Raw genomic sequence first — 26,176 nt, 5'->3', positions numbered from 1 at the left:
TTTGAAACTTTTCAATCATTTTCAATTTCCTTAAAACAGACATATAATTCTTCTATTATTGTAAAAATCTCCTAAAATATGGTAAATCTTACTCTTTTCAATAAGATTAGTAGACTATTAATATTGAAGTATTAAATAAAAAGTAGGTGATCATCATCGAGACAAATCAAGAAGTCGTATTGTGTTTGAAGGATTTAAAAAAGGACTATGGTGCAAAAGCGGTTTTAAAAGGAATTGATTTAACTGTTCATCGTGGTCAAATTATTGGTTATATTGGACCAAATGGTGCAGGTAAAAGCACGACTATAAAAATTTTATTAGGACTAGAAGGAAATTACTCTGGGAATGTTGAGATTTTTGGGGAAGAAATTTCAGATCAGAATGTTGAATACAAGAAAAAAATTGGGTATGTTCCAGAAATTGCTGAACTATACGATAATCTTACAGCTAGAGAGTATTTAACATTCGTTGGCGAATTATACGGGATGGATTTTGATGAAGCTGATGAGAAGGCTAAGAAGTTAATGAAGGTATTTGGTTTGGAGGAAGTTTACTTATCCCGAATTGCTTCTTTTTCAAAGGGGATGAAGCAAAAAGTCCTAATCATTTCAAGTTTAATACATAATCCTGACCTATTGTTTTTGGATGAGCCACTAAGTGGGCTTGATGCAAATAGTGTGATGGTATTTAAAGAAATTCTAGATATTCTAGCTGCCAGTGGAAAAACGATTTTTTATTCATCTCATATTATGGATGTTGTAGAGAAAATAAGTAATCGAATTATTTTGATTAATGATGGTAAAATCGTAGCAGATGGTAGTTTTAAAGAATTAAAGGAGCAAAATGAAGAGGGATCATTGGAACAGATTTTCAATCAGCTTACAGGGTTTAATGAACATCAAGCTTTAGCTGAGGAATTCGTATCCATTGTTAAAGGGGGATAACGATGAAGGATTTCCCTATGTTAAAAATCTTAGATTTTTTCCGACCACTATTTGAATTATTTGGTGTTGAATATCCTATCATGCGTAAAATTTTAGCAGTAAAATTAACAATGGATAGTCGTAGGACACCGACCATTTTTAATCAAAACAACAAGAAAACAAAGAAAGATGAAGAAAATGGAATCACAAAATCATTAGGAATATATGCTTTACTTAGTTTGATGCTTATTCCATTAGTGCTGTTTGGAAAAAGTTATGTATATGAAATGAGCGCTTTTTTTGGCATTATTATGTTCCTCATTATGACATCAATGATTTCGGATTTTTCAAATGTCTTACTTGATGTAAAAGATAAGGGGATTCTTCATACAAAACCGATTGGAAAAAAGACAATTACTGCAGCTAAAATGGTACACATATCTATCTATCTTTTATTAATAACGACTTCAATTACAGCTTTGCCAGTAATAGTTGGGACATTTAGACATGGAATTTTATTCTTAATTTTGGCGATTGTAGAGCTACTTCTCGTCAATTTATTTATAGTTGTCTTAACGTCGATTATCTATTATTTCATTTTAAGATTTTTTGATGGTGAGAAGTTAAAAGATATTATCAACTACGTCCAAATCGGATTATCAATTTCAATTGCTGTAGGTTATCAACTTGTTGGTAGAGCATTTAGTTTTGTAAATCTAGATATGTCATTTTCGCCAACATGGTATCATTTTCTTATTCCACCTATTTGGTTCGGGGCGCCATTTGAGTTGATTTTAAATCGTAACACAAGTACATATCTAATTGGATTTTCTATTTTAGCAGTAATAATCCCTATTATTGCAATCATGTTATATAGTTTATTGATCCCGTCCTTTGAGAAAAATCTTCAAAAATTATCAAATAATAGTGGTATTAATAGAAAAAAAGACAGTAAGTGGAAGAATTGGCTGACTAAAGTATTTTGCAGTAATAATGAAGAAAAGGTTTTTTTTAGATTTGCAGATAATATGATGCGAAACGAGAGGGAATTCCGTTTAAAGGTTTATCCATCATTGGGATTATCACTCGTTCTTCCATTCGTTTTTCTATTCAATCAATTACAAATTTCTTCCTATCACCATATCGTTTCAGGTAAAAGTTATTTAACGATTTATTCGTCTTGCTTAATCATTCCGAATGCAATCGCAATGCTAAAATATTCCGGGAAATATAAAGGAGCCTGGATCTATAAAACAGCGCCAGTATCAAACCTCGCACCATTATATAGTGCAACTTTAAAGGTATTTATCGCAAATCTATATTTTCCTGTCTATTTTATTTTAAGTATAATTTTTATCGGAATCTTTGGTATTAAAATAATTCCTGATATATTAGTTGTTTTTGTAAGCTCAATTTTATATACAGTAATTTGCTCAAATTATCTTAAAGGATCACTTCCATTTTCAGAGTCTTTTGAGGATGCTCAACAAAATTCTGGTATTAAAATAATGATTGCCTTAGTGTTAGGGGGGATTTTAGCTTTAATTCACTGGGGGATAACTTTTATTCCATTTGGTGTAATGATTTATTTAGTCTTGCTAATTATTGTGACTTTCTTTTCATGGAAGCACGCCTATAAAACGATTTGGAATTTTTGAAACGAAGAATTGTAGATTATTAATTATGACAAAAAAAGTAGAGGGCACAATGCTTTCTACTTTTTATATTTTATTACTTGGGTAAGATAAATAAGTGAGTTGAGCAATTAAATAGAACTTTTTAATTGATTGGGATAATATGGGACTGTAGCTTAAATAAAAAGTTTGTGAGAGGACGTTGACTATGTCTAATTTATTCAAACCATTCAAATACAAAGGATTAGAATTAAAAAATCGTGTTGTAATGCCACCTATGTGTCAATATTCAGTCCATTTAAAAGATGGGATTCCAACAGATTGGCATTTCGTTCACTATACTAGTCGTGCAATCGGAGGTACAGGTTTAATCATTATTGAAATGACAAATGTTGAAGATCGAGGCCGCATTTCAGATTATTGCCTAGGAATTTGGAGTGATGACCATATACCGGCATTTAAGCGTATTGTCGATGAATGTCATAAATATGGTGCAAAAGTTGCGATTCAAATTGCTCATGCAGGACGTAAAGCTGAAGATACTCCAATTCCAGTGTCGTCTTCACCGAACGCATTTAACGAGAAATCAAAAACACCACATGAGTTAACAACTTTAGAAGTTAAAGAAATGGTTGAAAAGTTCAAAAAAGGTGTAGAGCGCGCGGTTCTTGCAGGAGTAGATACGATTGAGCTTCATGGAGCACATGGCTATCTCATTCACCAATTTGCATCTGCTTATACGAATCAAAGAACAGATGAATATGGACGGGATAAATTTTTATTTGGAAAAGAAGTCATTAAAGCAGCTAAAAGTGTAATGCCAGCTGATATGCCACTTATTATGCGAATTTCTGCGTTAGAATACGTGGATGGAGGCTATGGACTAGATTATTCTGTCGAAATGGCTAAATCATTCCGTGATGCAGGTGTCGATATCTTCCACATTTCATCTGGTGGAGAAGGTCCAATCGGTTCAGGAGGTAGACCTGGATCTCATCCTGGATATCAAGTCAAATTGGCTGAACAAATAAAGAAAGAAGTAGAAATCCCTGTTATTGCAGTTGGGAAATTAGATGATGCAAATCTTGCAGAATCTGTACTTGGCAATCAAGAAGCGGATTTAATCGCTGTTGGTCGTGGGATGCTAAGCAATCCTTATTGGGCGAATGAAGCTTCTATCCTTCTTGATGGGAAACCTTTGACTCCAAAACCGTATGAGAGAGCATATTAAGAATAAATTAGTAGAAAAGTACGCTGTGTGAACAGCGTACATTTTTATTGAGACCATAAAAAATTGGATAGTTTCTAACTAGACATTATTTGGAATTTACTTCATCAAAAAATGGTTTGTTCGCAAAATAGTACATAACTGCCATCATAAATTCTCCACCAATAAGATTTCCTATTGTTACAGGAATTAGATTTCGAATTATACCGGATATAGAAATAGTGGCAGGATGATCAATGACAAGTGCAATTGCAAAGGAGCACATATTGGCAATACTATGCTCGTAACCGGACATAAAGAAACAAAATACAAATAACATCATCGCAGTAATTTTTGTTAGATTTTCAGTTTCACCAAAAGACATTGGTATGAAAAAGGCAAGGCACACAAGCCAATTACACAAGATACCCCTTGCGAATAAATGAAAAATAGAATTATCTATTTTATGTTCGACAACTGATAATAGAAATGCACTTGAGTCAGGAGCTTCAAAAAGTCCAGTAGTATAAATGATAAATGCAAAAAGACATGCCCCTAAAACATTTCCTACATAACTATATACCAAGAGTTCAAAAACTTTAGGCCATTTCATTTTATCTCTCAATGCAGCATAAGTGTAATAAAATGTATTCCCAGTAAAGAGATCTCCACCACCATACCAAATCAACACAATAGCAGCTCCAAATGTTAATGCGGCAATTGGGTAAGCAACAGGAGAATTCACTAAGAAAAAGCCGTTCCCTGTTTTGAAAGCTACCATTACACCGAAACCAATAAACATACTAGCAAGCATACTTCTTAATACGTAGCGGAAATGGCTTTGTTCAAATATTTTTTGTTTCTTTAAAGCCAATTTTTCAACTTCTAAAAGCGGTTTAGTTTCCATGGTATCACCCCTTTTTAATTTGCCCACAAATAAGTATGAAATATACAAAATTGATTTTGCTTAAAAAGGAAGTGAACTCTTTGAATCGTTTGAATAAATTACTTTAATTAAAGAATAAATTTACTCATTTTTACAAACTTTACTATGTGTAGAATTTAAATAAGTCGAACATTTAAAAAGGTGGATAGATTTATGATACATTGTGAATGGATAGATTTTGAGTATGAAAATGGTGATAACCTATCTGAAGAAGAATTTGAAGAAATGATGGGAGAGACCTTTCAGGCGATGATGGTTGATGAACATAATTTTCCTCAATTTATCTGGACGGCTAATCATGTTGTTATTGTTACAAAAAGAACGAGGCATCTAAATGACGTTGAGTTCAAAAAAATTCCTAGAAATCCAGCTTGTGAATAAGAAGAAGCAGATGGAAAAACCATCTGCTTTTTCATTTTGTTTAGAATCCTCGATAAGCATTTAAATAAAATTCCTCAAGTTCTCTAACAAGTGGTAACTTTGGATTTGCAGTCGTACATTGATCCTCGAAAGCTTTATCTGTTAAGTAAGAAACCTTCTCTAAGAACTCATTTTCATCGACACCTTGTTCTTTGATATTCATCTTCAAGACCTTTGCCCAATTCTACAAATTGCGTGCTTTTTTATTTTTATAGTATAATTTGATTATTAAGAATTTTCCGTAAGAAAGGTTCATTCCGATCTTTTAAAAAAAGGAGTTTTATCTATTAGGAAAGTATTTAATAAAGAGAAAAAGATTGTATTGGAGGGGTTAATTTGAAAGAAATTATTGTACGACCATATACATTCGAAGATGCAGAAGCAAAACTTCAACTACATCTCGAAAATAAAGATCATTTTGAAAAGTGGTCTCCTACGTTTAGGAAAGAGGAATTTTACACTGTTGAAGGACAAATGAATAGTATTAAAGAATTTATAGAAAAAAGCGCAGAAGATAGTAGATATGATTTTGCGGTCTTTGTTAAAGAAGACAATGATCTAACTTTAATAGGAGAAGTACAATTCATTTTTGTTACACGAGGACCAAAACAAAGTTGTATGGTTGGTTACCATATTGCGGAAAAATTTAATGGCAAAGGATATATGACGAAAGCTTTGAAACTTGCTCTGAAAATTGCATTTGAAGATTTGAAATTCCACCGAGTGACTTCAGAAGTTAATCCAGAAAACTTAGGGTCATTACGCGTCCTTGAAAAGGTTGGATTTGTGAAGGAAGGATATTATCGAAAAAACCTAAAAATTAGAGATCAGTGGTATGATCATGTTTGTTTAGCAATCTTAGAAGAAGAATTTGCAGAGAAGATTGCACAAAATTAATCTAGTAAAATAAATATTTTGTTTAAATTTAGATAGACAGTTTACTGTTTATCTTTTTTTTTGATGGAAAATAATTACCAATAGCTAAGGAAAAAGTCCAATTTTATATTAAATGAAAATTATTTCCTATGCATTACGACATAATTTTTAATTTGTCGTAAAATTTTAGCAATAAAATAAAGGAAAATTGGCATATTTTAGCTAATTAGTAAGAAAGGGAGTTCTTACTCTCTTTACTATTTAATAATCGATTCAACAATTCGATTATAGTGTAAGATGCTCAAAGTAAAAACTATGGTGAAAAAAAAGGAGTGGTAGGGATGAATTTCTACATTATATCGGAAGAGAAAGAAAACCAAAACATTCATTATTACTGTATCGCTGCAGGTAGCCATCGCTACGACTTTGCTGTTATCTTTTCGGAAAAATTTCTAGGCAAAGCAATGGTGGTCTCTATTCAAAGTGGTAGAATGGTATTACTTTGCAGAGAAGACATTGACCATCCAGAACACTGGGACCAAAAGCTTGGCATTGCAGCTGAAGACATCAAAGAAATTGAATCATTTTTTCATTCTATCTTGGACCAACGAATTTTTAGTGATCAATATTAAAAAGCGAGAGTCTCCATATTTTAGGAGACTCTTTTTAATTTGTATTTTTAATTACATGTTTGATTACCTATTTAAGTAAAGAGAGTAGCTATTTTGCTACCGGCTTCTCTTTTATCATTTAAATATCAAATTTAAGCCAGTTTCTAATTCGTTTTGCAGCTTCCCCATCTGCAACTATTAGGATTAGTAATAGTCTATTCGAATATATTGGCAACTTTCACTGAAAATAAAACAAATGCAGTAACGAAGAGGTTTTTAAGTTTTAAGAAACAAAATGCATATAGAAGAATCATATTTTAATAGTAAAATATGTTAAGGAGGATAGAAATAATGAAAAAGCATTTCAAGATAATTACTCTGATAATAATTTGGGCTTTGTATTTTATTTCGTTAAGGTTTACTGCTTTAACTACAGCAAGTGAGGATAAATTTGGAGGACTTATTATATTGTTAACAGGTTGGTTAGGTGTATTTGCGGGTATGATGTCTGCTGTTAGTTTCTCTCCCGTATTCATTGGAAAAAGCTAAGAGAAAAAGATATAGTTTTGTAATTTGAAGAAAGCAAAAAGAAAAATACAATTTTCAAGGCATAGGAGAGAGGTTAATTGCCGTATTTAATAACGGGATAGGATAAAAATATATAGCCATAAATTTAATTTTCTCAAGTTATTTGGTGGAGATATCATATTTGGTTACATCGGAAATGCTACTTCTAAAATTGTGCCAGGCGGCCTTTCCATGACAAACATTGTGATGATAATGTACATACAACGATTGGCAAAGTGCTAACGCTATAAATGGCAATAGCAGTACTATTGAAATGAACCCTAACTCAGGAGATTCATATTGTACTAGCCACAATTATGACAAAAATATGAATAAAGAAGATTTTCTATTAATCTAAAAAAAAATTAATTATATATTAATTTTGTTTTAAATAACTTACAATTAATAAGAGTTTGTTACAATTATATCTCTTATTCTATTTATTGTGAGTAAAAACTCTTGTTTCGTTAATTACCTTGCAGGTAAATAGACCTTAAAAATCCTCGGAAATTCATATTATCAAATCCAAAAGTTCTATTTTTGAGTAATCTAAAAGGTATTATTGAGTGTTTACTAGAAAATAATTCCAATAGAAAGGAGGGATTTGACAGTTTTGATTTGGAACTAATGTAACTACTTATAAAAATTAATCCATTTGTTTTCATTCATTAATAAATTCAAATCTTTCAATCAAATGAATGGATTAATGTTTAAATGTTACATATGTGTGTCTAATTAATTATCTTTGAATCTATTAAAAAAGGGGCTCTACAATGAAGAAAAAAAATTATTTAGCTTTACCTGTATCTACAATCCTTTTATTTTCAAGTATTTATTCTGGGACAGTTCAAGCTGCTTCAGTAACTGGAGCTAATAGTACAGTTGCTAATCAGGTAAACTCTGGTAAAAACCTTAGAAAAAGTCAAATAAAAGAAGTACCAAAAGCAAGTGGTAAAGTACTCCCTAAAAAGGCAGAATCTAAAATTGAAACAAAATTAAGAGATAAATTAAAAAATAAACAATCGGTATCGAAACATAATGAACAAACAGGTGAATTAATCGTTAAATATAAGAAGAAAGTGACTACTAGTGAAATCACTACACTTCAGAAAAAGTATTCTTTAAAATCTTCAAAGAAATTAAAGAGTTTAAACGCTGAACTAGTAAAAATTCCAACAGGTGAAAGTACTACAGAATACATAACTAAACTAAAAAAGGATCCAAACGTTGAATCAGTACAACCGAACTACAAATATTATGCTTCTGATTTCAATAATGCTAATGACTATTATGATCAATTATGGGGACTTAATAATATCGGACAAACCATCAATGACAGTGTAGGAAAAGAGAATATTGACTTAGACGCACCTGAAAGCTGGACCAATTTTAGTTCAAAACTTGCGAAACCTGAAGCGCAAGTAGTAGTTGGCGTAATCGATACGGGCGTAGATATTAACCATCCAGATTTAAAAGGAAAAATTTGGACAAATACAAAGGAAGTTCCTGGTAATGGAATTGATGATGACCATAACGGTTATGTTGATGATGTAAATGGCTGGGATTTTTATAACCATGATAACACTGTTTACGATGCACTAGATGGAGATGAACATGGTACTCATGTATCCGGAACAATTGCTGCAGCATTAGAAGGTCCAAATCTAAAAGATAACAAAGGTGTAGTTGGTGTTGCTCCTAACGTAAAAATTATGCCATTAAAGTTCCTCGGTCCTGATGGAGGAACATCTGCAGATGCGATTGAGGCAATCGAATACGCTAAAAGTATGGGCGTTAAAATCACAAATAACAGCTGGGGTGGCGGAGAATACGATCCATTACTTGAAGAAGCAATAGCAAATTCAAATAGCTTATTTGTAGCTGCTGCGGGTAATGACGGAATGGATAATGATGAAGAAGGGGCATATCCAGCTAGCTACGAAAGTTCTAATATCTTATCAGTTGCGGCCGTTGATAACAAAGGTAACTTAGCACCTTTCTCAAACTATGGCGCCGAATCTGTTGATGTTGCTGCTCCTGGAGTCGACATTATCAGTTCAGTCCCTAAATACCCAATCGATGAAATTACAAATGCATTAAAAATTGATCAAGCAGGAGCATCAGCTCAAATTGCTGGAGACAATTACAAAGCGATCTTTGATGGCATTGGATATGAAAAGATATCTGAAAAACAAAGACAAGATGCTTTTGATAAAGCATTAAGTTATTTAGATTTGACCGATACAAATAAGAAAATTTTACTAGTTCAAGATGATGAAAGTGATCTTGCAGACATGTTAAAAGGCATTCCTGAACTTGCTAAAATCTTTAAAAACTATTTACCAACATATCAAAATCTGTTATCTAAGTATTCTTCGGTAAAAACGGTTACGATCAGTTCTGAATCGTCTTTATCAATGAATAGTACTGATTTATCACAATACGATGCTGTAGTTTGGTTTACAGGAAACGCTATTGGATTAAACTCAGATGAAGGTAATACTTTAACAAAATCAGATACAGAATTATTAAAAAATTATCTTACAAATGGCGGTAAATTATTATTATCAGGTGTTAACGCTTTAATTGGCCAAGAAAAATCATCATTTGTAAAGGATTCTTTACATTTAAATGTATATTCAGATATGGGTCCAAGTTTGAACGTTGAAGGTTTATCTGGTGGAATCTATGAAAATACTAAATATGATGTAAACCGATATGATTTACCTTATTACATTGCTGATTATGTAACTTCGAATGATCAACAAAAAACAATCATTAATTCTAAATATGTTTCTGACTATGCTCAAGCATACGATTATTATAGTGGAACATCTATGGCAACTCCACATACTACGGGTGCTGCTGCTATTTTATTAGGTTTACATCCGAATATGTCACCAGAGATGCTTAAACTATATACAAGTGCAAAAGGAACGAAATTAGATTCACTAAAAGGTCTTGTAGGCACAGGAAATATTGTTAAATCATCAACTCTAGATAACTTTGATGACAATGATACACCAGGTATTCCATTAGATAAAAGTGTAATAAATGGAAGTCTAGATTCTGTAAAAGACAAAAACGATGTTTATGCAATATCATTAAAAGAAGGCCAAGGCATCACATTCTCATTAAATGGACAAGCAGGAAGCGATTTTGACCTGTATGTGTATAATGAATCCGCAGCTAGTGTAAATAATAAAAATGGTATGGTTGCATATTCAGAAAACATAAATTCATCTAAAGAAAAGATAAAATTTATCGCTCCTAGAACTGGAATCTATTTTGTAAATGTCTACGATTACAGTGGTTCAGGAAACTATAAACTTTATTCTGGTAATTTCGGTGGATCGTATGAAGATGATTCTGACTCAGTGACTTTAGATGGTAATTGGATGCCAGCATTTAATCCAGAATTCTCTGAAGAAATGGCAGGAGTCCTAAATTCTAGAGGTGAAGTTAATTTCTCATTTGTTGGTTCTAGCATTGAATGGCAAGGTTTTAAAGATCCAACACAAGGAATTGCCGATGTTTATATAGATGGCAATAAGATTGAATCTCAATCTCTTTATAATAGTACGTTGAAATCAAAACAAAGTTTATTAAAATACGATTTTACAACTTATGGCAATCACTCAATCAGAATTGTTTGGACTGGAAAAAGTGATCCAGTGGCAAGAAAATCTGCTACGGGGATCAACTTGGATAAATTTATTGTAAAAGATAATCCTATTTCATTAAAAACTTCATTTGATACAGCAAAGAAATATCCAGTTATTTCATGGAATGCTCCAAAATGGGCAGAATCATATAATATTTATCGTAAAGAATCGTCACAAACTGATTATGTACAAATAAATAAAACACCTATTACTACAACAACTTTTACAGATACAACTGCAATGTCGCCTGGAAAAACGTACAACTATGTTGTGGTAATTAATACACTTGATAAAACTGAGACACCTTATTCAGCATCAGTTAATTACGTAAACGATGATGATATTAAAGGAAAAGTATATATTACTGGTACTGCTAAAGGCAGTCTTAATACTGACGCAAAAGACTTTTTAGATGTTTGGGCTAAAACCTTAGAAGCAGGCAAAACATATGAAATTACGTTAACTGGCCCTACTAATGCAAATTTTGATCTTTCATTATATAACATTGGTACATCATCTATTTATGGTACGAAAGAATTGAAAAAGTCTGCTAGTACCACATCTACTGAAAAAATTGTCTTTAAACCAACAAAAACTGGAATGTACTATATCGTTCCTTCTGCTGTAAAAGGATCTGGCCAATATAGTATAAATATTGCAGTGCAAACAACGAAATCAGTAGAGAACAATGATTCCAATGTTAAATACTCTGGAACTTGGAGTAAGTTAAATTATTCGAACGCTTCTGGCGGTACGATTAATCAAACAAAAGAATCTACTGGATCACTTCAATACAATTTTAATGGTACGGGTATAACTGTATATGCTTTAAAAGATAAAAATATGGGTAGAGCTGATGTTTATGTTGATGGTAAAAAAATCAAGCAAATTGACCTTTACTCTTCAAGCCGCAAATATAAAGTGAGTGTTTTTAATTTGCAAAATCTACCAAACAAAGCACACACTATTAAAATTGTTGCTACTGGTACAAAATCTAGTGCTGCAACAAATAAGTTAATAAATGTTGATTCGTTTAAATTAACTCAGTTAACTGTAGTTAAATAATATCCTTTAGCATTTGCAAAACAAAAAATCCTGATTGCTCTTTTGAGTAGATCGGGATTTTTTTTTCAAATTTAGACTAGGTTAATTACCTTTTCCAAAGGAAATAAAAAGGTAACAAATTTTGTGAAATATTTTGAATAATATAGACGTTTTAGCTTTACATTTGGTAAAATTAAACAAAAATACATTGGTCATTTCGTTGGCCAGCCTAATTATTTTGTCATTATTAGTGAATGAAATGTGGAGGATCTAGGATTTATGGAGAGGAAACCAAGAGTGTTTATTGGTTCATCAGCGGAAGCTATTCATTATGTTGAAGTCGTATTTGAGGGACTAAAAAGGGATACGGAAGTCACGATGTGGATGAATGCTTTTGAAGAACTAGAGTACACGATGGATGATTTAGAAAAGCAACTCGATACAAATGACTTTGCAGTATTCATATTTACTCCAGACGATATTATTGAAATTCGAAATGAGAAATATTTAGCAACAAGAGATAATACAATGTTTGAAATGGGACTATTTTGGGGGCGTTTAAAAAGAGGACGTGTTTTTTACATTATGCCAAATGATACGAAAGGCATAGTACATAAAAACTCTATAGAACCGCTGAACTATCATTTACTTTCGGATTTAACAGGTCTTAATTCCTTAAAATATGATATACGTGATGATAAAGATATTGTTCAAGAAGTGGCTGGTGCTTGTATTAAAATAAAGAGAAAGATTAGAGAAAAGGGTTTATTTCCTAATCTTCAAAATAAAATTGATGATTTAATTGTACAAAAAAAGAAAGTGAAGTTGTTGCTAAATTTAGTACACTTCTAACACTAGAACTTTTAAAATCAGACCAAAATAAAGTTGCGATATTCTTATCAGATAATTTAATAAGGGCCCATAGTGTACCCGAAGGTTATGAAATTGCTGATGTAGGTGTATGGAAAGTAGAAGGGTCTGACAGTTTTAAAACATGTTGCCGGTAAAAAGTCTAGAATCGATTTTTATCATTTTGATGTGAACGAAGGTATTGTTGATGAGCCAATCTTTGTGATCGATAGTTATCTAAATAGCGAAATTATTTTCATTAAAAAAAGTGAATTTTACAATACATACTTAATATTCTATCCTATTGAAAATAGTATGGTACTAACTGTCACTTTTTCAAGTGAAGAGTATGAAGCAATCGATCTAACTGATTTGGAGGTGTTTCTGTATGACTAGGTATATCAACTTAAATGATGCTAAAAAGGAATTCAAGAAAGATTTCTATCCAAAAGTTGTAAAAGGTATTGGCCAAAAGGGACTTGCTGATTTTAATGGTAAAACTGAAAGAGGAATTGTTGTTCTTCGTCGTAAAGCAGAATACGGAACTCCAGATCAAATGGAAGCATATTAAAGCAGAAGGGTGACTAAAATTAGTTACCCTTTTTTTGTTTTTAAATTACTTCAATTACTTTTTTTAAAATCTTCCATAAAAGGTATTTGAATATGAAAAAAAGCAATAATAAGAAAAGTAGTAACCTATAAGAGCTTCATGAGTAAGTAAAAAAGAAAATATATGAAATATGGTTCAAATGTCTGGAAATCATGGTTGCCAAGCTTCTGCACTTTAAAAATCTACTCATTACCCATCAGTTTTCTTAACTTAGATTCTGTATTTGTATTTTCAACAGGCGTATAAACACTGCATCTTAAATCAATGTTTCCTTGAACTTGTAAGGATGTTAAGTTAAAAAGCATTTTTCCTGCTTTTGCGTGTCGAAACTCGATTAATACATCTGGGGCCGAACTTACTTCGCTCTCATTCCAGAGTTCATGAAATTCTGGGAAATTTTGTTCCATTTCATTTATAAAGGAAGTGTACCATTGATCGCCCACATATTGTCCGTAATAAGTTCGAAAAATTGCTAAAAAGCCTTTCACAAAATGCTCCCAATTCACTGCTAAACTTTTAAATTCTTTTCTAGAGAAGAGCAATTGAATAAGATTTCGTTCCTCTTTTGGAATTTGTTCGAAATCTAGAAATACGTGAGCTGCTGCCTGATTCCATCCAACAATATGGCACCTTCGATCTGAAATAATGATCGGACAGTTCCGAAGTTCATTTAATATTTTAGTCAAGGCTGGACTAATGACTGTTTCTTCTTCATTTGAAAATGAGCGTTTTTCAGCTTCCGGTAAAGCAAGTGCATATAAATAATTTCGCTCATCCTTATTTAACTGTAATGCATCTGAAATGGCATCTAATACGGAATTAGATACGGTTATATCTCTTCCTTGTTCTAACCACGTATACCATGTTGTACTTACTCCTGCTAACCCGGCAACCTCTTCTCTACGAAGGCCCGGAGTTCTTCTACGGGTTCCAACTGGTAATCCAACCATTTGCGGATTTATTTTAGACCGTTGCGTTTTTAGAAATTCTGACAGTGCTTGTAGTCGGGTTTCTCGATTCATCTTATAACTCCCTTCTGAGCGTAGTATAAATTATACTAGGATAAACTACAACTTGTAATAGGATAAATTCGCGTTAAAATAAAGAAAAAACGATTGGAGAAATTATGATGAGAAGAATAGTTATTACAGGTATGGGTGTTGTCTCCCCTCTAGGAAATGATGTAGATACAGTTTGGAATAACTTAATTAACGGAAAATCAGGTATCACGGCTATTGATACAATTGATGTTTCAAATATAAAAACGAAAGTTGCAGGAATTGTTCGTGACTTTGATGCCGAAGAAAGATGGGGAAGAAAGGAAGCAAGAAAATTAGATCGTTTTTGTCAATTTGCTTTAGCAGCTGCTGAACAAGCTTTGGAAAGTTCCCAATTGCAACTAGAAAAAATTGACCTTGAACGTTTAGGAGTTTATGTAGGATCAGGAATTGGTGGGATTAACACCTTTATTGAAAATGTAAATTTATTAAACGACAGAGGACCTGGGAGAGTTAGTCCAAGTTTAGTACCGATGATGATTTCAAATGCGGCAGCGGCTCAAATAAGTATAAGATTAGGTGCACTCGGTCCATCTTTATCACCAGTAACTGCATGCTCTATAGGAAATTCATCTATTGGAGAGGCATTCAATACAATTCGAAACGGAGAAGCCGATGTTATTTTTGCAGGTGGCACAGAGGCTGCTATAACTCAATTATCTTTAGCAAGTTTTGGTAATGCTAAGGCATTGTCAATCAATACGGAACCTACCTCATCAAGTCGACCTTTTGATGCCAAAAGAGATGGATTTGTAATGAGTGAAGGTGCAGGGGTTTTAGTGTTAGAATCAATGGAACACGCAGTAAAAAGAAATGCCCCTATCTTATGTGAGATAATTGGTTATGGAGCAAGTTCAGATGCATATCATATGGTTGCAACTCACCCAGAAGGACGAGGAGCGTTTTTAGCTATGAGAAATGCTTTAAATAGAGCAGAAATAGAAATACAAGATGTGGATGTCATTAGTGCACATGCAACCAGTACCCCATTAGGAGATCAATCTGAAACACTGGCTATAAAAAAACTGTTTGGCGAACATGCTTATAAAATTCCAGTTACAGCAAATAAATCAATGCTTGGTCATATGCTTGGCGCAGCAGGAGGAGTAGAGGCGATCGCTTTAGTGAAAAGTCTTCAAGAAGGTATTATTCCACCAACAATCAACTTAACTCAACCAGATCCTGATTGTGATTTAGACTATGTATCGGAAGGGGCAAGGAAAAAAGAGTTAAACATCGGTATTTCAAACTCTTTTGGCTTCGGTGGACATAATTCTGCCATAGTATTGAAAAAGTACGTTTAAATTATATAGAAGTAGATATTTATCAATAGTCTAAAGCCTCTTTTTAGTAAGAGGCTTTATTTTTAAAAGTCCTTGATTCTAAAACTAATTCATTTAACTCTGCTCATTAAGATTCTTGACTTCACTATTTTTAAAAAAATTCAAAAATAGATAGATTAAATAAAAGATGAATACAACAAAAAGTCCAACAAAAAGTAGGATTAGTAAATAAATTGGATTGTAATGAAGTCCTAAAGTTGTTGTTTCTTTACCCATTTTGTAAAAATAGTCTAATGGTGTTCCTTTTTCGGGAGCCATTGTGTAAAAGTAATTAGATGTAAAGGGTTGCATCCATTTCATAAACAAATTATTTACAAAGATTGATAAAATGTACAATAAAATAATGAGTGACATTGTTTTTCGCAAAATTTTTAAATGAATTACAACCATATTATTGAAATATGCCCACAATACGATTCCTACGATTAGCATATGCCCCCAAAGATACGCCATTCCTTGCCACGTTAGGAGAGAATGATAGTTTGAAAGACCGTTAGCAAATATAATGCTTACTAAAGCAGCAGGAAGGTTGAAACAAAACGCAATTGAAAATAGCAATTCACTTTCATATAAAAAAGCAAAAAATAAAATAAAATTAGCAAAATGACAAATTTGTAAAGGGATTTCTTCAGGTGAGATTTGATTTACTTTGTGGTAAATTTCGATATTACGCCCAACTAAAAGAGTAATCCCAATAAGCGAGAAACCCATACCAATCAATCGTAGCGACTGATGGTTAAAGCGCCTAAATAGAAAATAAAACAAAGTGACAAATAGAAAAGGGCTCGACATAAATAAAAAATGGAATGGACTCCACATTTGAAAGGTCATTGAACTATACTTTCCTTCATGTAGTAAAATACACTTGTTTTCAACGCGATTTACCCCCATTACTTATTATTGTAATTTGTTTTAAGCAAAAAACGTATCATTAAGCGATCAAACTAAAGACATCAAGTAATCAAATACCTATTATTGATTTATTCAAAAAATTTTTACAAAGAACCTGTAATGTATACTCTAAACTTGTACAAAAAATTTTATTTAGGGTATATTGACAACTTAGCCTATTCATACTATTATTATCTCGAGTTCGAGATATTTTAATTAGAAATAATTTGGAGGTGAAAATATGGAGAATGAATTCAAAACCTTTCGTTATACTATTAAAGCACTAATATAAAGAAGTTTAAGATGAATATAAGCACTAAAATGATTTTGGAATACTGTGTAAAAATAATTCAATTCAATATTTTTTTTGTAAGATTATCTCGAAATAAAGGTAAAAAATAATTAGGAGGATTTAAAGATGTTAAATATTGGTTTATTAATTATTCGTTTAGTAATCGGTTTACTTTTTGTAGGTCATGGAGCTCAAAAATTATTTGGCTCGTTCGGTGGTCATGGATTGAAAGGAACAGGTGGATGGTTTGAATCAATCGGCATGAAACCAGGTGTAACTATTGCACTTTTCGCAGGGTTAGCAGAATTGATTGGGGGAATTTTGTTTACACTAGGGCTATTAACACCACTTGCAGGAATTATGATTGCGGGTACAATGGTGATGGCAATTATTAAAGTTCATGGACCAAATGGATTATGGGCAACGGCTAATGGATATGAATACAACTTAACATTGCTTTCAGTTGCTATTGGTATAGCTTTAATTGGACCTGGTAAATATGCGTTAGATGCATTCTTATTCTAAATGATTACTTTAAAAAATGATTTTACAAGTAAATTCTAATTAGTTTAAATGTGCTGTTAAATAATGAATCTGATCATAAAAAAAAGAAATAATAGAAAATGTAAGTCAATTAAAAGTAAGCTAATCGAGACTTGTTCGATTAGCTTACTTTTATTTTAAATATTGATGTGAATATAAAATATAAATGGACTACTCGTTTAGAAAAAATTTTTGACAAAGTTCCAATGATACATAAACAAACTTAACTTTACTGATTCTAATGTCAAAATGATTACTTTGATTCCATCTATTCACATATGATTTAGTAATTAAAATCTAGGAGGCAAAAAAATTGGATTATCGAATTGAAAAAGATTCAATTGGTGAGATAAAAGTACCCGTAAATAAACTTTGGGGAGCTCAAACGCAGCGAAGTTATGAGAACTTTAAAATCGGTACTGAAAAAATGCCTATTCAATTAATTTATGCTTTGGCATTAATTAAAAAAAGTGCAGCGATTACCAATAAAAAACTAGGAAAATTAGATAGTGAAAAAGCAGATGCAATCATTGGTGCTGTGGATGAAATATTAAATGGTAAACTTGACAATCACTTTCCACTTGTTGTTTGGCAAACAGGAAGTGGTACACAAACAAATATGAATGTTAATGAAGTAATCGCTCATCGTGGGAATGAGTTCTTAGCAGAAAAAGGAAACAATAAAAGAATTCATCCAAATGATGATGTCAATATGTCTCAAAGTTCGAATGATACATTTCCAACAGCAATGCATATTTCAAGTTCTCTTGCAGTAAATGAGCAACTACTCCCTGCGTTAATAAATTTAAAAATGACATTAAATGAAAAGATGAATAAATTTAAACAGATTATAAAAATTGGCCGAACACATTTGCAAGATGCAACACCAATAACGCTTGGTCAAGAGATAAGTGGTTGGCATCGAATGCTTGAAAAAAATGAAGAAATGCTAGTAGATAGTATGAAATTTATTGCTGAATTAGCTATCGGTGGGACTGCTGTTGGTACTGGAATCAATGCGGATCCGAGTTTTGGAAGGATGATGGCTGAAGAAATTAGTTCGTTAACTGGACTACATTTTATTTCTGCTGAAAATAAATTCCAAGCATTAACAAGTCATGATGAGATTGTTTATGCTCATGGTGCTTTAAAAGCATTAGCGGCAGATTTAATGAAAATAGCGAATGATGTCCGTTGGATGGCAAGCGGTCCTAGAAGTGGTATAGGTGAAATTACCATTCCATCAAACGAACCAGGAAGTTCAATCATGCCAGGGAAAGTAAATCCAACCCAATCCGAAGCACTGACAATGGTTGTAACACAAATTATGGGAAATGATACTACAATAGGTTTTGCTGCTAGTCAAGGAAACTTCGAATTGAATGTGTTTAAACCAGTCATTATTTATAATTTTCTGCAATCAGTTAGATTACTTTCAGACGCAATCAGTTCATTTGACGATCACTGTGCAAAAGGCATAGAAGCAAATATAGAAGTGATTGAACAAAATCTAAATCGATCACTTATGCTCGTAACCGCATTAAATCCTCATATTGGTTATGAAAAAGCAGCAACAATTGCGAAGTTAGCATTTAACGAAAATTTGACACTTAAAGAAGCTGCATTAAAAACGGGTTATTTATCGGAAGAAGAATTCGATCGAATTGTTAGACCTGAAAACATGATTTAGTCAGATTTTGATTATATAATAGAATCAAAAAAATTCATCGTAAAATTCACATTAAGTTCACATCAATAGATTATAATCACTTTATCCTTAATTATTACTTAAACAGAAAGAAGGCGGTTTAATTGAAGCCCATTAAAACAATTTCAGCAGAAGAGATGCAAAAATTTGAAGATAAACTAAAAAAACACAATTGGATTTTAATGTTAATAACAGTAATCACTATACCATTTATCGTAAGTAACTTGTAAAAAGAAAAAAGTATTAATACTGTTTTCTTTTTTACATATCCCCCCCAAAAGATAGGTTAATAAAAAAGCCAAGAAATTTTTCTTGGCTTTTTTATTTTTTAATTTATTTATCTTGTTAATTCAACAAACGAAATGTTTACAACTTTGAAACAACCTATGACTAAAAATGAAACATTTAAAAACTATGATACATATATAAGTTTTCAGGAGTGTGATCCATGAAAAATAGAAATTGCTGAAATGTAACGTTACAAATACTTAACAAAAATGAATTTTGAAATCTTCAAGGCTTTTAGTTAAGTTATTTAATATAAATAGGGAGAGAGCCAATGCCTAATAAAATTATATTGATACTTCTGGGAATATTAGTAATCCTCATCCTCATACCGAAAGCGAATGCCACTACATTTAAGTTTAATTTTAACAATAATGAGTTCTCGAATTATATAGATCATTTGAACTTAAACACAACAAAAGCTACCTATGGTCAAACGATTGAGATCACTATAAAAACGAAAAAAAGCGGTGAAGAAGTTTCATTAACATTTTCAAATGGTACGAATCGAAAAGTTATTTCTTTAATAAAAACATCTAAGAACTCTTTTTCTGGAAAAATGAAGATTACAAGTTCATTTGCACAAGGAGAATATAAACTTGATTCCATTAAATTTAATCATCAAAATCTAGTAATCTCTGATAAAAAAATAAATTTCACAATTATAGATTTACCGATTCCAACAATTGAACAAGTAACAAATCAATCAACAACGCTTAAAGGGGAATTTCTTCCAAATAGTGAAGTAGAAATTTATAAAGATTCTCTTTTCTTTAATACCGTGAAAACAAATGATAAAGGTGAATTTAATAATGCTATAAAACCATTGAAAGAATTTACTAAAATAAGCATCATTGGGGTTAGTGAAGGAATAAAAAGTAAACCTATTTCTTTAATTGTAAAAGATTCGATTGCACCATCCATTACTTCGCTGTCTACTATAACTGATCAATCACAGAATGTAACCGGAATATCTGAGCCTTTTGCAACTGTAAAAGTATTTATGAATGACAATCTTATCGGTAATAATACAGTTAGCTCAACTGGAAAGTTCACTGTTAAAATTGGTAAACAAAAAGCGAATTCAATTCTCAAGGTAATCGTTTTGGATCAAAGTAATAATCAAAGTAAACCATTTACATTGCGCGTATCACATTATATTTCACCAGTAGTAAGTACAGTTAAAAATAACTCAACGTTATCAGCTGGCCAATTATTGATTATCAATACAAAGACGAATAAACTAACTTTTTATCGTAATGGTAACCTTGTTAAAACTTTTACTGTTGCAACAGGTAAGTCATCAACACCTACACCTACTGGAAAATTTGTAATCTCAAACAAAGTGAAGAACCGCCCATGGTACAAGGGAAATATTCGTGGAGGCGATCCTAGGAATCCACTTGGTAACCGCTGGCTAGGATTAAGTGTTGGTGCTGCATATGGAATCCATGGAAATAATAAAGAAAGTTCCATTGGACAATCAGTAAGTTCAGGTTGTGTTCGAATGCATAACAGTGAAATCCAATGGCTTTTTGAGCAAGTTAATGTAGGAACAACTGTCATTATTGCTAATTCTTCCAATTCGAATGGTAAAATAGCCAGTTCTTATGGTATTTCGATCGCGTAAGTAAAAAAAGGATGTCTCATAGTCAATTTTTTTGACTAATAGACATCCTTTTATTTTATGTTTTCCATTTAAAGAGAACCCATTATTCTTCAGATTTTACCATTTACTTATACAAACTGTCGGAGAAATTCAATCAACTGTTTTAATGAATCTTGAACAATTGGGAGATGGAATTCCTTATCACTAGGCCTGATTTTTTTGTATTAATTTTATACAGGTCATTTCTTCCTAACTAGAGGTTGAAGCAATTTAAGTTCTACATTACCTTAATGCTTTCGAATAAAGACAGTATTCTCAAGATAAGATTATTTTAAAATAGATCCAATGCATTAAGTAAAATTTTCAAATTAAGCAAATGATAAAAATGGAAATTTATCTTTATCCTATACTCTAAAGACCTTAAGGTGGTATACATGCATAGAAGATTTGTAATCATATTTTTAACTTTTTTATTGTTATTCTTACTTCCATCCATTACATCATTTGCAACAGTAATATATGAAGTTAAACCCGGTGATAGTTTAAATAAAATATCTGCACAGTACAAACTAAATGTAAAAACAGTTGCTCATTTAAATGGACTTGAAAAAAATGATAAATTAGTGATCGGCCAAGCAATGATCATCCCAGGTTCAACGTACTATGTGAGAGGAAATGAAACGTTATGGGATATTGCTTATAGACATTCGATTAGTGTTAACCTGTTAAAATCCAAAAATAAGTTAAGAAATGACAATATAATTCCTGGGCAAAAATTATTTATTCCGTCAATTTCAAAAAAGAAAGTATGGGCAGGGACTTATTTTATACCTAAAAGTAAAAAAACGAATAATTGGATGCTGGAGCATTATAAAAAAACGTTAACAAGTATTTTTATTTTTGAATATCATTCAACTAAACAAGGAAATTTGATAAAAGTAAAAGAAAATGGTGCGATTAAACAAGCTTGGAAAAAAGGTATAACACCTTATGCGACCCTTACTAATATTAGCGATAAAGGTTTTGATCCAAATTTATTACATAATATTATAAGTAATAAAATCTTACGAAAAAAATTAATTTCAAATATCTATACATTATTAGATCGAAATGATCTTAAAGGAATCAATTTGGATTTAGAAATGGTTAAACCAGATGACCGAATAGATCTTAATCAATTTATAAAAGAATTATCTTTTAAGTTGCATCGGTCTAAAATGGAACTACTAATAGCTATGCCCCCAAAAGATGCGGAAAATAATCCAAGTTACTATAGTGCTTATGATTATAAAACAATTGGAAAATATGTAGATAAGATGTTTATAATGGCGTATAACTGGCATTGGTCGGGCAGTGCATCCGGTCCTATAGCACCCATACAAAATGTGAGAAATTCTTTAAAATATGCTGTAAATGTTGTTCCAAGGTCCAAATTATTACTTGGAATTCCTCAATATGCATATGATTGGCCATTAACAGGTGATATCCGAACAGGGAGCGCGATTTCTACACAAAACGCGATAAATATGTATAAGAAAAATGAAAGCCAAGTTTACTATGATCGAGACGCATCAGCACCAGCGTTTCGATATATAGATAAAAAAGGAACACAGCATGAGGTATGGTTTGAAGACCCTCGAAGTTTACTTGCAAAATTTCATTTAGTTAAAGAATATAAATTAGCTGGATTGGGGTGCTGGCATATAGGGATCACAATGCCACAAACAGAAGAAATATTATTAAATGAATTTTGGATTCAATAAAATGTTTATTTAATTGATGATAAATATTTAGAAAATAACAATTTAATAAAATTCTACACCAAAGTAAAAAGGCACAGATTTTTTTCTGAGCCTTTTTGCTGTTTTAGGATTTACGCCTATTCACCAAACTTTTTAGAATTACATTTTCAAAAAACACTAAATCGCAATGTTTCTTTTGATTTAGGTGATAATGTTCTATAAATTCAGCTAATCCATCATTTTCATGATGTCCAGTTACAAAGTCAGATGCTGCTTTAACTTCATCGGTAGCGTTCCCTATAGCCACACCCAACTTGACGAAGCATTTCAATATCATTTGGTCCGTCTCCTATAGCTACAACTTCATTTGGATTAATTCGATATGCACGAAGTAGTTTTATACTAGCAGACCATTTTGAAACATTTGGAGCAACATGATTTCAGCTTCCTTTTTAAACAAAGCAGATAATTCAATATAGTGTTCGTCTGTTCGAACACTATATTTATAAAGTAATTTGTTGTCTAAAAGAACTGTTTTTATAGATCGAATTCAGAGTTAAAAACATTGGAAGGATGCATTAGAGAATTAAGTGTAATCTTAATTGAATACTTTTATTGTATATAAATTGGAAAGAACGAAAAAATAAAATAGAAAATAAGATGGAAATTCTAGGAAGATTAGATTTAATACTTAGAAATAAGTAAACAAACTCGATTGGGTGGTCAAAATGCGTTTCAAATCTAATGAACGAATTTTAAATAGTCAAGAGTCCGAGAAAGAAACAAAGTCAATAACATCCATATTTCAACAGGCTGCTAAATCGAGCGATTTTCACCAATTTTCATTATCTAAAGAGCAGGATCTAACTATTAGTTACTTTAAAAGTATGGTAGATGGAGAAAAAATAAATAACCTTTTACTCCCGGCATTGCAAGAGAATATTAAGAAAATTAGTACGATAAATGATGTGAAGAAGTCGATTCCTTTTGAGGATGTCCAATTTACAAATGACCCACTAGATATCGAAGAAAGATTAATAAAAGGATACGTTATTATTGAATTAAAGTATTTCAAACGTTTTTTGACGATAAGCGTAGAAAATACAAATCTTGGTTATCGCGAGAATAATGATACAGAAAATGAATTTAGTGTTATTGGTCCAAAAGTTGGATTTGTTGAAAATCTAAGTACAAATCTTCATCTACTTCGAAAACACTTAGCTGTACCAGAGTTAGTTTTTGAGGAAATCAAAATAGGTTCAATGTCTAAAACAGAAGTAGTTATTGCATATTTGGATGGAATTACGAATCCAGAATACGTACAAACAGTTCGTCAACGTTTGGAAAACATCGACTTTGACGTTATTTTTGATAATTCCCTTATTGACCAGATTATTTCAGATAACTCAAATACGCCTTTTCCTATTTTTTTATCTACTGAACGGACTGATCGGGTTGTATATGCAATGGTTAATGGGCAAGTTGCTATCCTATCGAATGGATCGCCTTACATTATTACAGGACCAACCACTATATTGGATTTTTTCATATCACCTGAAGATTATTATCTAAACTGGGTACTAGGATCATTTTTTCGAATCATTCGTATAATGAGTGTTATTTTCTCATTGTTTGCTACACCAATATATGTAGCAATTTTAACGTACCATTATGAAGTTTTACCTGATGATTTATTGCAACCTCTCATTAGTTCAAGAGCTCATGTTCCATTTCCCCCGATATGGGAAGCCATTTTTTTGGAAACTACAATTGAACTGTTGAGAGAGGCAGGAGCTCGCTTACCTACAAAAATTGGACAGACACTTGGTATTGTAGGTGGGATTGTAATCGGACAGGCATCTGTCCAAGCTGCATTAACAAGCAATATTTTACTTATCATTGTATCACTGTCTGCACTAGCTTCTTTCACAACACCTATATTTAAAATGTCAAATGCCATTCGTCTTTTGCGGTTTCCACTCATTTTACTTGCAGCATTTATGGGCGGTTTTGGAATTATAATAGGATTTGTTCTTCTGCTAGGGCATTTATTAAAGCTTAAATCCTTAGGAAATCCGTATATGGTTCCTTTATATCCTTTTAGAATAAAAAGCTTTGGCGATAGTTTTATTCGGTCATCATATCAATTTACAAACACTCGCAGTAGATTTTTAAGACCTCTATCACTTAAAAGATATAATCCTAATCAAGTTAAGGATGATCGTAATAATGAAGATGAATAGGATAAATCTAAAAAATAAATGCTCTTTTTGTGCTTTTTTTCTACTAACCTTGTTACTATCAGGCTGCTCTTTTCCTCGGCAAAAAATTATTGATGAAGTACAAATTCTATCAGTATACGGTTTTGATAAGGTTGATGATCATTTTGTTGGAACGGCACTTTATTCTGATTTTACCGATGTATCAAACAAAGGGAGCTCGATCCTACAGGGGAGTGGTAAGAAATCACTATTAATTAAACAAGCTTTAAATGAACAATCCCCAAAACCGATAGAAATTGGGAAGTTGAACCTTCTAATTTTCGGAAAAGATCTAGCAGAAAATGGGGTGTCGTATTTTATTAAGGCTGTTTGTAGGGATCCATTGATTGGAAGCAATGCACTATTGGCTGTTTCAGAAGAACCAGCAGGAGATTTATTAATGAAAAACAAAGAGAAAGACAGCAACTATATCTATAAATTAATTGAACAAAATTTTAAGAACCAATTTGTACCGCTTCCAACTTTTCATAGTTTTTTATTTGATTACTATGGAGAAGGTAGAGATGCTTCAATACCATATATTAAGATAAATCAAAACAAGAATATTGAAGTAAACGGGCTAGCTGTATTTAAGAAGGACAAACTTGCTCTTATCTTAAATCCAAAAGAAAGCTTACTGTATAAAATATTAAGAGGAAGAGTAATTAGAGGGCAAACAGAATTTAATATTCAGAAGGGGAAGAAAAATGATTCTGCAATATTAACGATTTTAAATGGGGATGAAAAAAGATTAATTAAAACTAATAAGACAAAAACAAAAGTGAAATTTGATATTACTCTAAATGGGATGGTAAAAGATTATCCAATTTGGCTAGATTTAATGAAAAGAAAAAATAATCTATTTTTAAATAATCAATTAGAAAAACAGATGAAAGAAGATTTTGAAAAACTATTTTTAACCTTTCAAAAACATCAAGTCGATCCTTTAGGTATAGGTGATTTAGCACGAGCACATTCGAAAAAATGGAACGAAAAGGAATTTTATGAAAAGGTGTATCCAACTATTGATTTTGATGTGAATGTAAAAGTTGTATTATTTCAATCCGGGATTGGCGAGTAAAAAGTGAAGGA

21 protein-coding genes and 1 pseudogene are annotated in these 26,176 nt (G+C 31.9%); 17 read left to right on the top strand and 5 right to left on the bottom strand.

Annotated elements, in window-relative coordinates; all coding sequences use genetic code 11:
- The first annotated feature begins 185 nt into the window (after positions 1-185).
- The 3 genes from COJ46_RS21720 to COJ46_RS21710 all read left to right on the top strand — a co-directional run bounded on the left by COJ46_RS21720 (position 186) and on the right by COJ46_RS21710 (position 3,788).
- Positions 186-944, top strand: a complete 759-nt coding sequence (locus COJ46_RS21720; RefSeq protein ID WP_286133587.1) for an ABC transporter ATP-binding protein — start codon at positions 186-188, stop codon at positions 942-944.
- 2 nt (positions 945-946) lie between these two features.
- On the top strand, positions 947-2,581 hold the full coding sequence (locus COJ46_RS21715; RefSeq protein WP_097977112.1) for a hypothetical protein: 1,635 nt from the start codon (positions 947-949) through the stop codon (positions 2,579-2,581).
- A gap of 184 nt (positions 2,582-2,765) precedes the next feature.
- The gene (locus tag COJ46_RS21710) at positions 2,766-3,788 is read left to right on the top strand and encodes an NADH:flavin oxidoreductase/NADH oxidase (RefSeq protein ID WP_097977113.1); all 1,023 of its coding nucleotides are present in this window, start codon (positions 2,766-2,768) and stop codon (positions 3,786-3,788) included.
- Positions 3,789-3,873: 85 nt separating this feature from the next.
- Here the strand turns inward: COJ46_RS21710 and COJ46_RS21705 are convergent, their stop codons facing one another.
- On the bottom strand, positions 3,874-4,671 hold the full coding sequence (locus COJ46_RS21705) for a formate/nitrite transporter family protein (RefSeq protein WP_097977115.1): 798 nt from the start codon (positions 4,669-4,671) through the stop codon (positions 3,874-3,876).
- A 192-nt stretch (positions 4,672-4,863) separates the two neighbouring features.
- Here COJ46_RS21705 and COJ46_RS21700 point away from each other — a divergent pair, with 192 nt between their 5' ends.
- Positions 4,864-5,091 carry a hypothetical protein gene (locus COJ46_RS21700; RefSeq protein ID WP_097977117.1) on the top strand — a complete coding sequence of 76 codons (228 nt, stop codon included), beginning with the start codon at positions 4,864-4,866 and terminating at the stop codon, positions 5,089-5,091.
- A gap of 40 nt (positions 5,092-5,131) precedes the next feature.
- Here the strand turns inward: COJ46_RS21700 and COJ46_RS24230 are convergent, their stop codons facing one another.
- Positions 5,132-5,293 carry a hypothetical protein gene (locus COJ46_RS24230; RefSeq protein WP_176522560.1) on the bottom strand — a complete coding sequence of 54 codons (162 nt, stop codon included), beginning with the start codon at positions 5,291-5,293 and terminating at the stop codon, positions 5,132-5,134.
- Positions 5,294-5,466: 173 nt separating this feature from the next.
- Here COJ46_RS24230 and COJ46_RS21695 point away from each other — a divergent pair, with 173 nt between their 5' ends.
- The 6 genes from COJ46_RS21695 (at position 5,467) to COJ46_RS21670 (ending at position 13,313) form a co-directional block, all read left to right on the top strand.
- A complete protein-coding gene (locus COJ46_RS21695; RefSeq protein ID WP_176527967.1) occupies positions 5,467-6,027 on the top strand; it encodes a GNAT family N-acetyltransferase in 561 nt (186 codons plus the stop codon).
- A 320-nt stretch (positions 6,028-6,347) separates the two neighbouring features.
- Positions 6,348-6,638, top strand: coding sequence for an SAV0927 family protein (locus COJ46_RS21690; RefSeq protein ID WP_097977120.1), 291 nt, complete (start codon positions 6,348-6,350; stop codon positions 6,636-6,638).
- A 330-nt stretch (positions 6,639-6,968) separates the two neighbouring features.
- Positions 6,969-7,166 (top strand): hypothetical protein, encoded by a 198-nt coding sequence (locus COJ46_RS21685; RefSeq protein ID WP_097977122.1) that lies wholly within the window; start codon positions 6,969-6,971, stop codon positions 7,164-7,166.
- Between the two features lie 791 nt (positions 7,167-7,957).
- Positions 7,958-11,914, top strand: coding sequence for a S8 family serine peptidase (locus COJ46_RS21680; RefSeq protein ID WP_098566278.1), 3,957 nt, complete (start codon positions 7,958-7,960; stop codon positions 11,912-11,914).
- A gap of 258 nt (positions 11,915-12,172) precedes the next feature.
- On the top strand, positions 12,173-12,745 hold the full coding sequence (locus COJ46_RS21675; protein ID WP_097977124.1) for a TIR domain-containing protein: 573 nt from the start codon (positions 12,173-12,175) through the stop codon (positions 12,743-12,745).
- 385 nt (positions 12,746-13,130) lie between these two features.
- Positions 13,131-13,313 (top strand): hypothetical protein, encoded by a 183-nt coding sequence (locus tag COJ46_RS21670; protein WP_098566277.1) that lies wholly within the window; start codon positions 13,131-13,133, stop codon positions 13,311-13,313.
- Positions 13,314-13,534: 221 nt separating this feature from the next.
- On the opposite strand, the gene COJ46_RS21665 is transcribed toward COJ46_RS21670, so the two are convergent.
- Entirely contained in the window at positions 13,535-14,374 is an 840-nt protein-coding gene (locus tag COJ46_RS21665) for a helix-turn-helix transcriptional regulator (RefSeq protein WP_097977128.1), read from the bottom strand.
- Positions 14,375-14,481: 107 nt separating this feature from the next.
- Between COJ46_RS21665 and fabF the strand changes: the two genes are divergently transcribed.
- On the top strand, positions 14,482-15,714 hold the full coding sequence (gene fabF / locus COJ46_RS21660) for a beta-ketoacyl-ACP synthase II (protein WP_097977130.1): 1,233 nt from the start codon (positions 14,482-14,484) through the stop codon (positions 15,712-15,714).
- Positions 15,715-15,807: 93 nt separating this feature from the next.
- Here fabF and COJ46_RS21655 read toward each other — a convergent pair whose 3' ends face one another.
- Positions 15,808-16,572 (bottom strand): TMEM164 family acyltransferase, encoded by a 765-nt coding sequence (locus COJ46_RS21655; protein ID WP_286145535.1) that lies wholly within the window; start codon positions 16,570-16,572, stop codon positions 15,808-15,810.
- Positions 16,573-17,062: 490 nt separating this feature from the next.
- Here COJ46_RS21655 and COJ46_RS21650 point away from each other — a divergent pair, with 490 nt between their 5' ends.
- From COJ46_RS21650 to COJ46_RS21635, 4 genes are all read left to right on the top strand, one after another.
- Positions 17,063-17,461: a DoxX family protein gene (locus COJ46_RS21650; RefSeq protein WP_097977134.1), complete on the top strand. Its 399-nt coding sequence runs from the start codon at positions 17,063-17,065 to the stop codon at positions 17,459-17,461.
- A 331-nt stretch (positions 17,462-17,792) separates the two neighbouring features.
- Positions 17,793-19,169, top strand: a complete 1,377-nt coding sequence (gene fumC, locus COJ46_RS21645; RefSeq protein ID WP_098566275.1) for a class II fumarate hydratase — start codon at positions 17,793-17,795, stop codon at positions 19,167-19,169.
- Positions 19,170-19,746: 577 nt separating this feature from the next.
- Complete coding sequence (locus tag COJ46_RS25140; RefSeq protein ID WP_176522576.1) at positions 19,747-21,102, top strand: L,D-transpeptidase family protein; 1,356 nt, start codon at positions 19,747-19,749, stop codon at positions 21,100-21,102.
- A gap of 413 nt (positions 21,103-21,515) precedes the next feature.
- Positions 21,516-22,844 (top strand): glycosyl hydrolase family 18 protein, encoded by a 1,329-nt coding sequence (locus COJ46_RS21635; RefSeq protein ID WP_098566274.1) that lies wholly within the window; start codon positions 21,516-21,518, stop codon positions 22,842-22,844.
- 103 nt (positions 22,845-22,947) lie between these two features.
- On the opposite strand, the pseudogene COJ46_RS25135 reads toward COJ46_RS21635, so the two are convergent.
- Positions 22,948-23,200, bottom strand: a pseudogene (locus COJ46_RS25135) (HAD family hydrolase).
- 351 nt (positions 23,201-23,551) lie between these two features.
- Between COJ46_RS25135 and COJ46_RS21625 the strand changes: the two are divergent.
- The gene (locus tag COJ46_RS21625) at positions 23,552-25,066 is read left to right on the top strand and encodes a spore germination protein (protein ID WP_097977139.1); all 1,515 of its coding nucleotides are present in this window, start codon (positions 23,552-23,554) and stop codon (positions 25,064-25,066) included.
- Positions 25,053-26,165, top strand: coding sequence for a Ger(x)C family spore germination protein (locus COJ46_RS21620; RefSeq protein WP_176522577.1), 1,113 nt, complete (start codon positions 25,053-25,055; stop codon positions 26,163-26,165). The genes COJ46_RS21625 and COJ46_RS21620 overlap by 14 nt, the downstream gene beginning before the upstream one ends.
- Positions 26,166-26,176: the final 11 nt, after the last annotated feature.

Source organism: Bacillus sp. AFS077874, from assembly GCF_002566505.1.
GTDB lineage: Bacteria > Bacillota > Bacilli > Bacillales > Bacillaceae_G > Gottfriedia.
The sequence above is the reverse complement of the archived record's forward strand: the minus strand, read 5'-3'. Positions and strand labels throughout refer to the sequence as shown.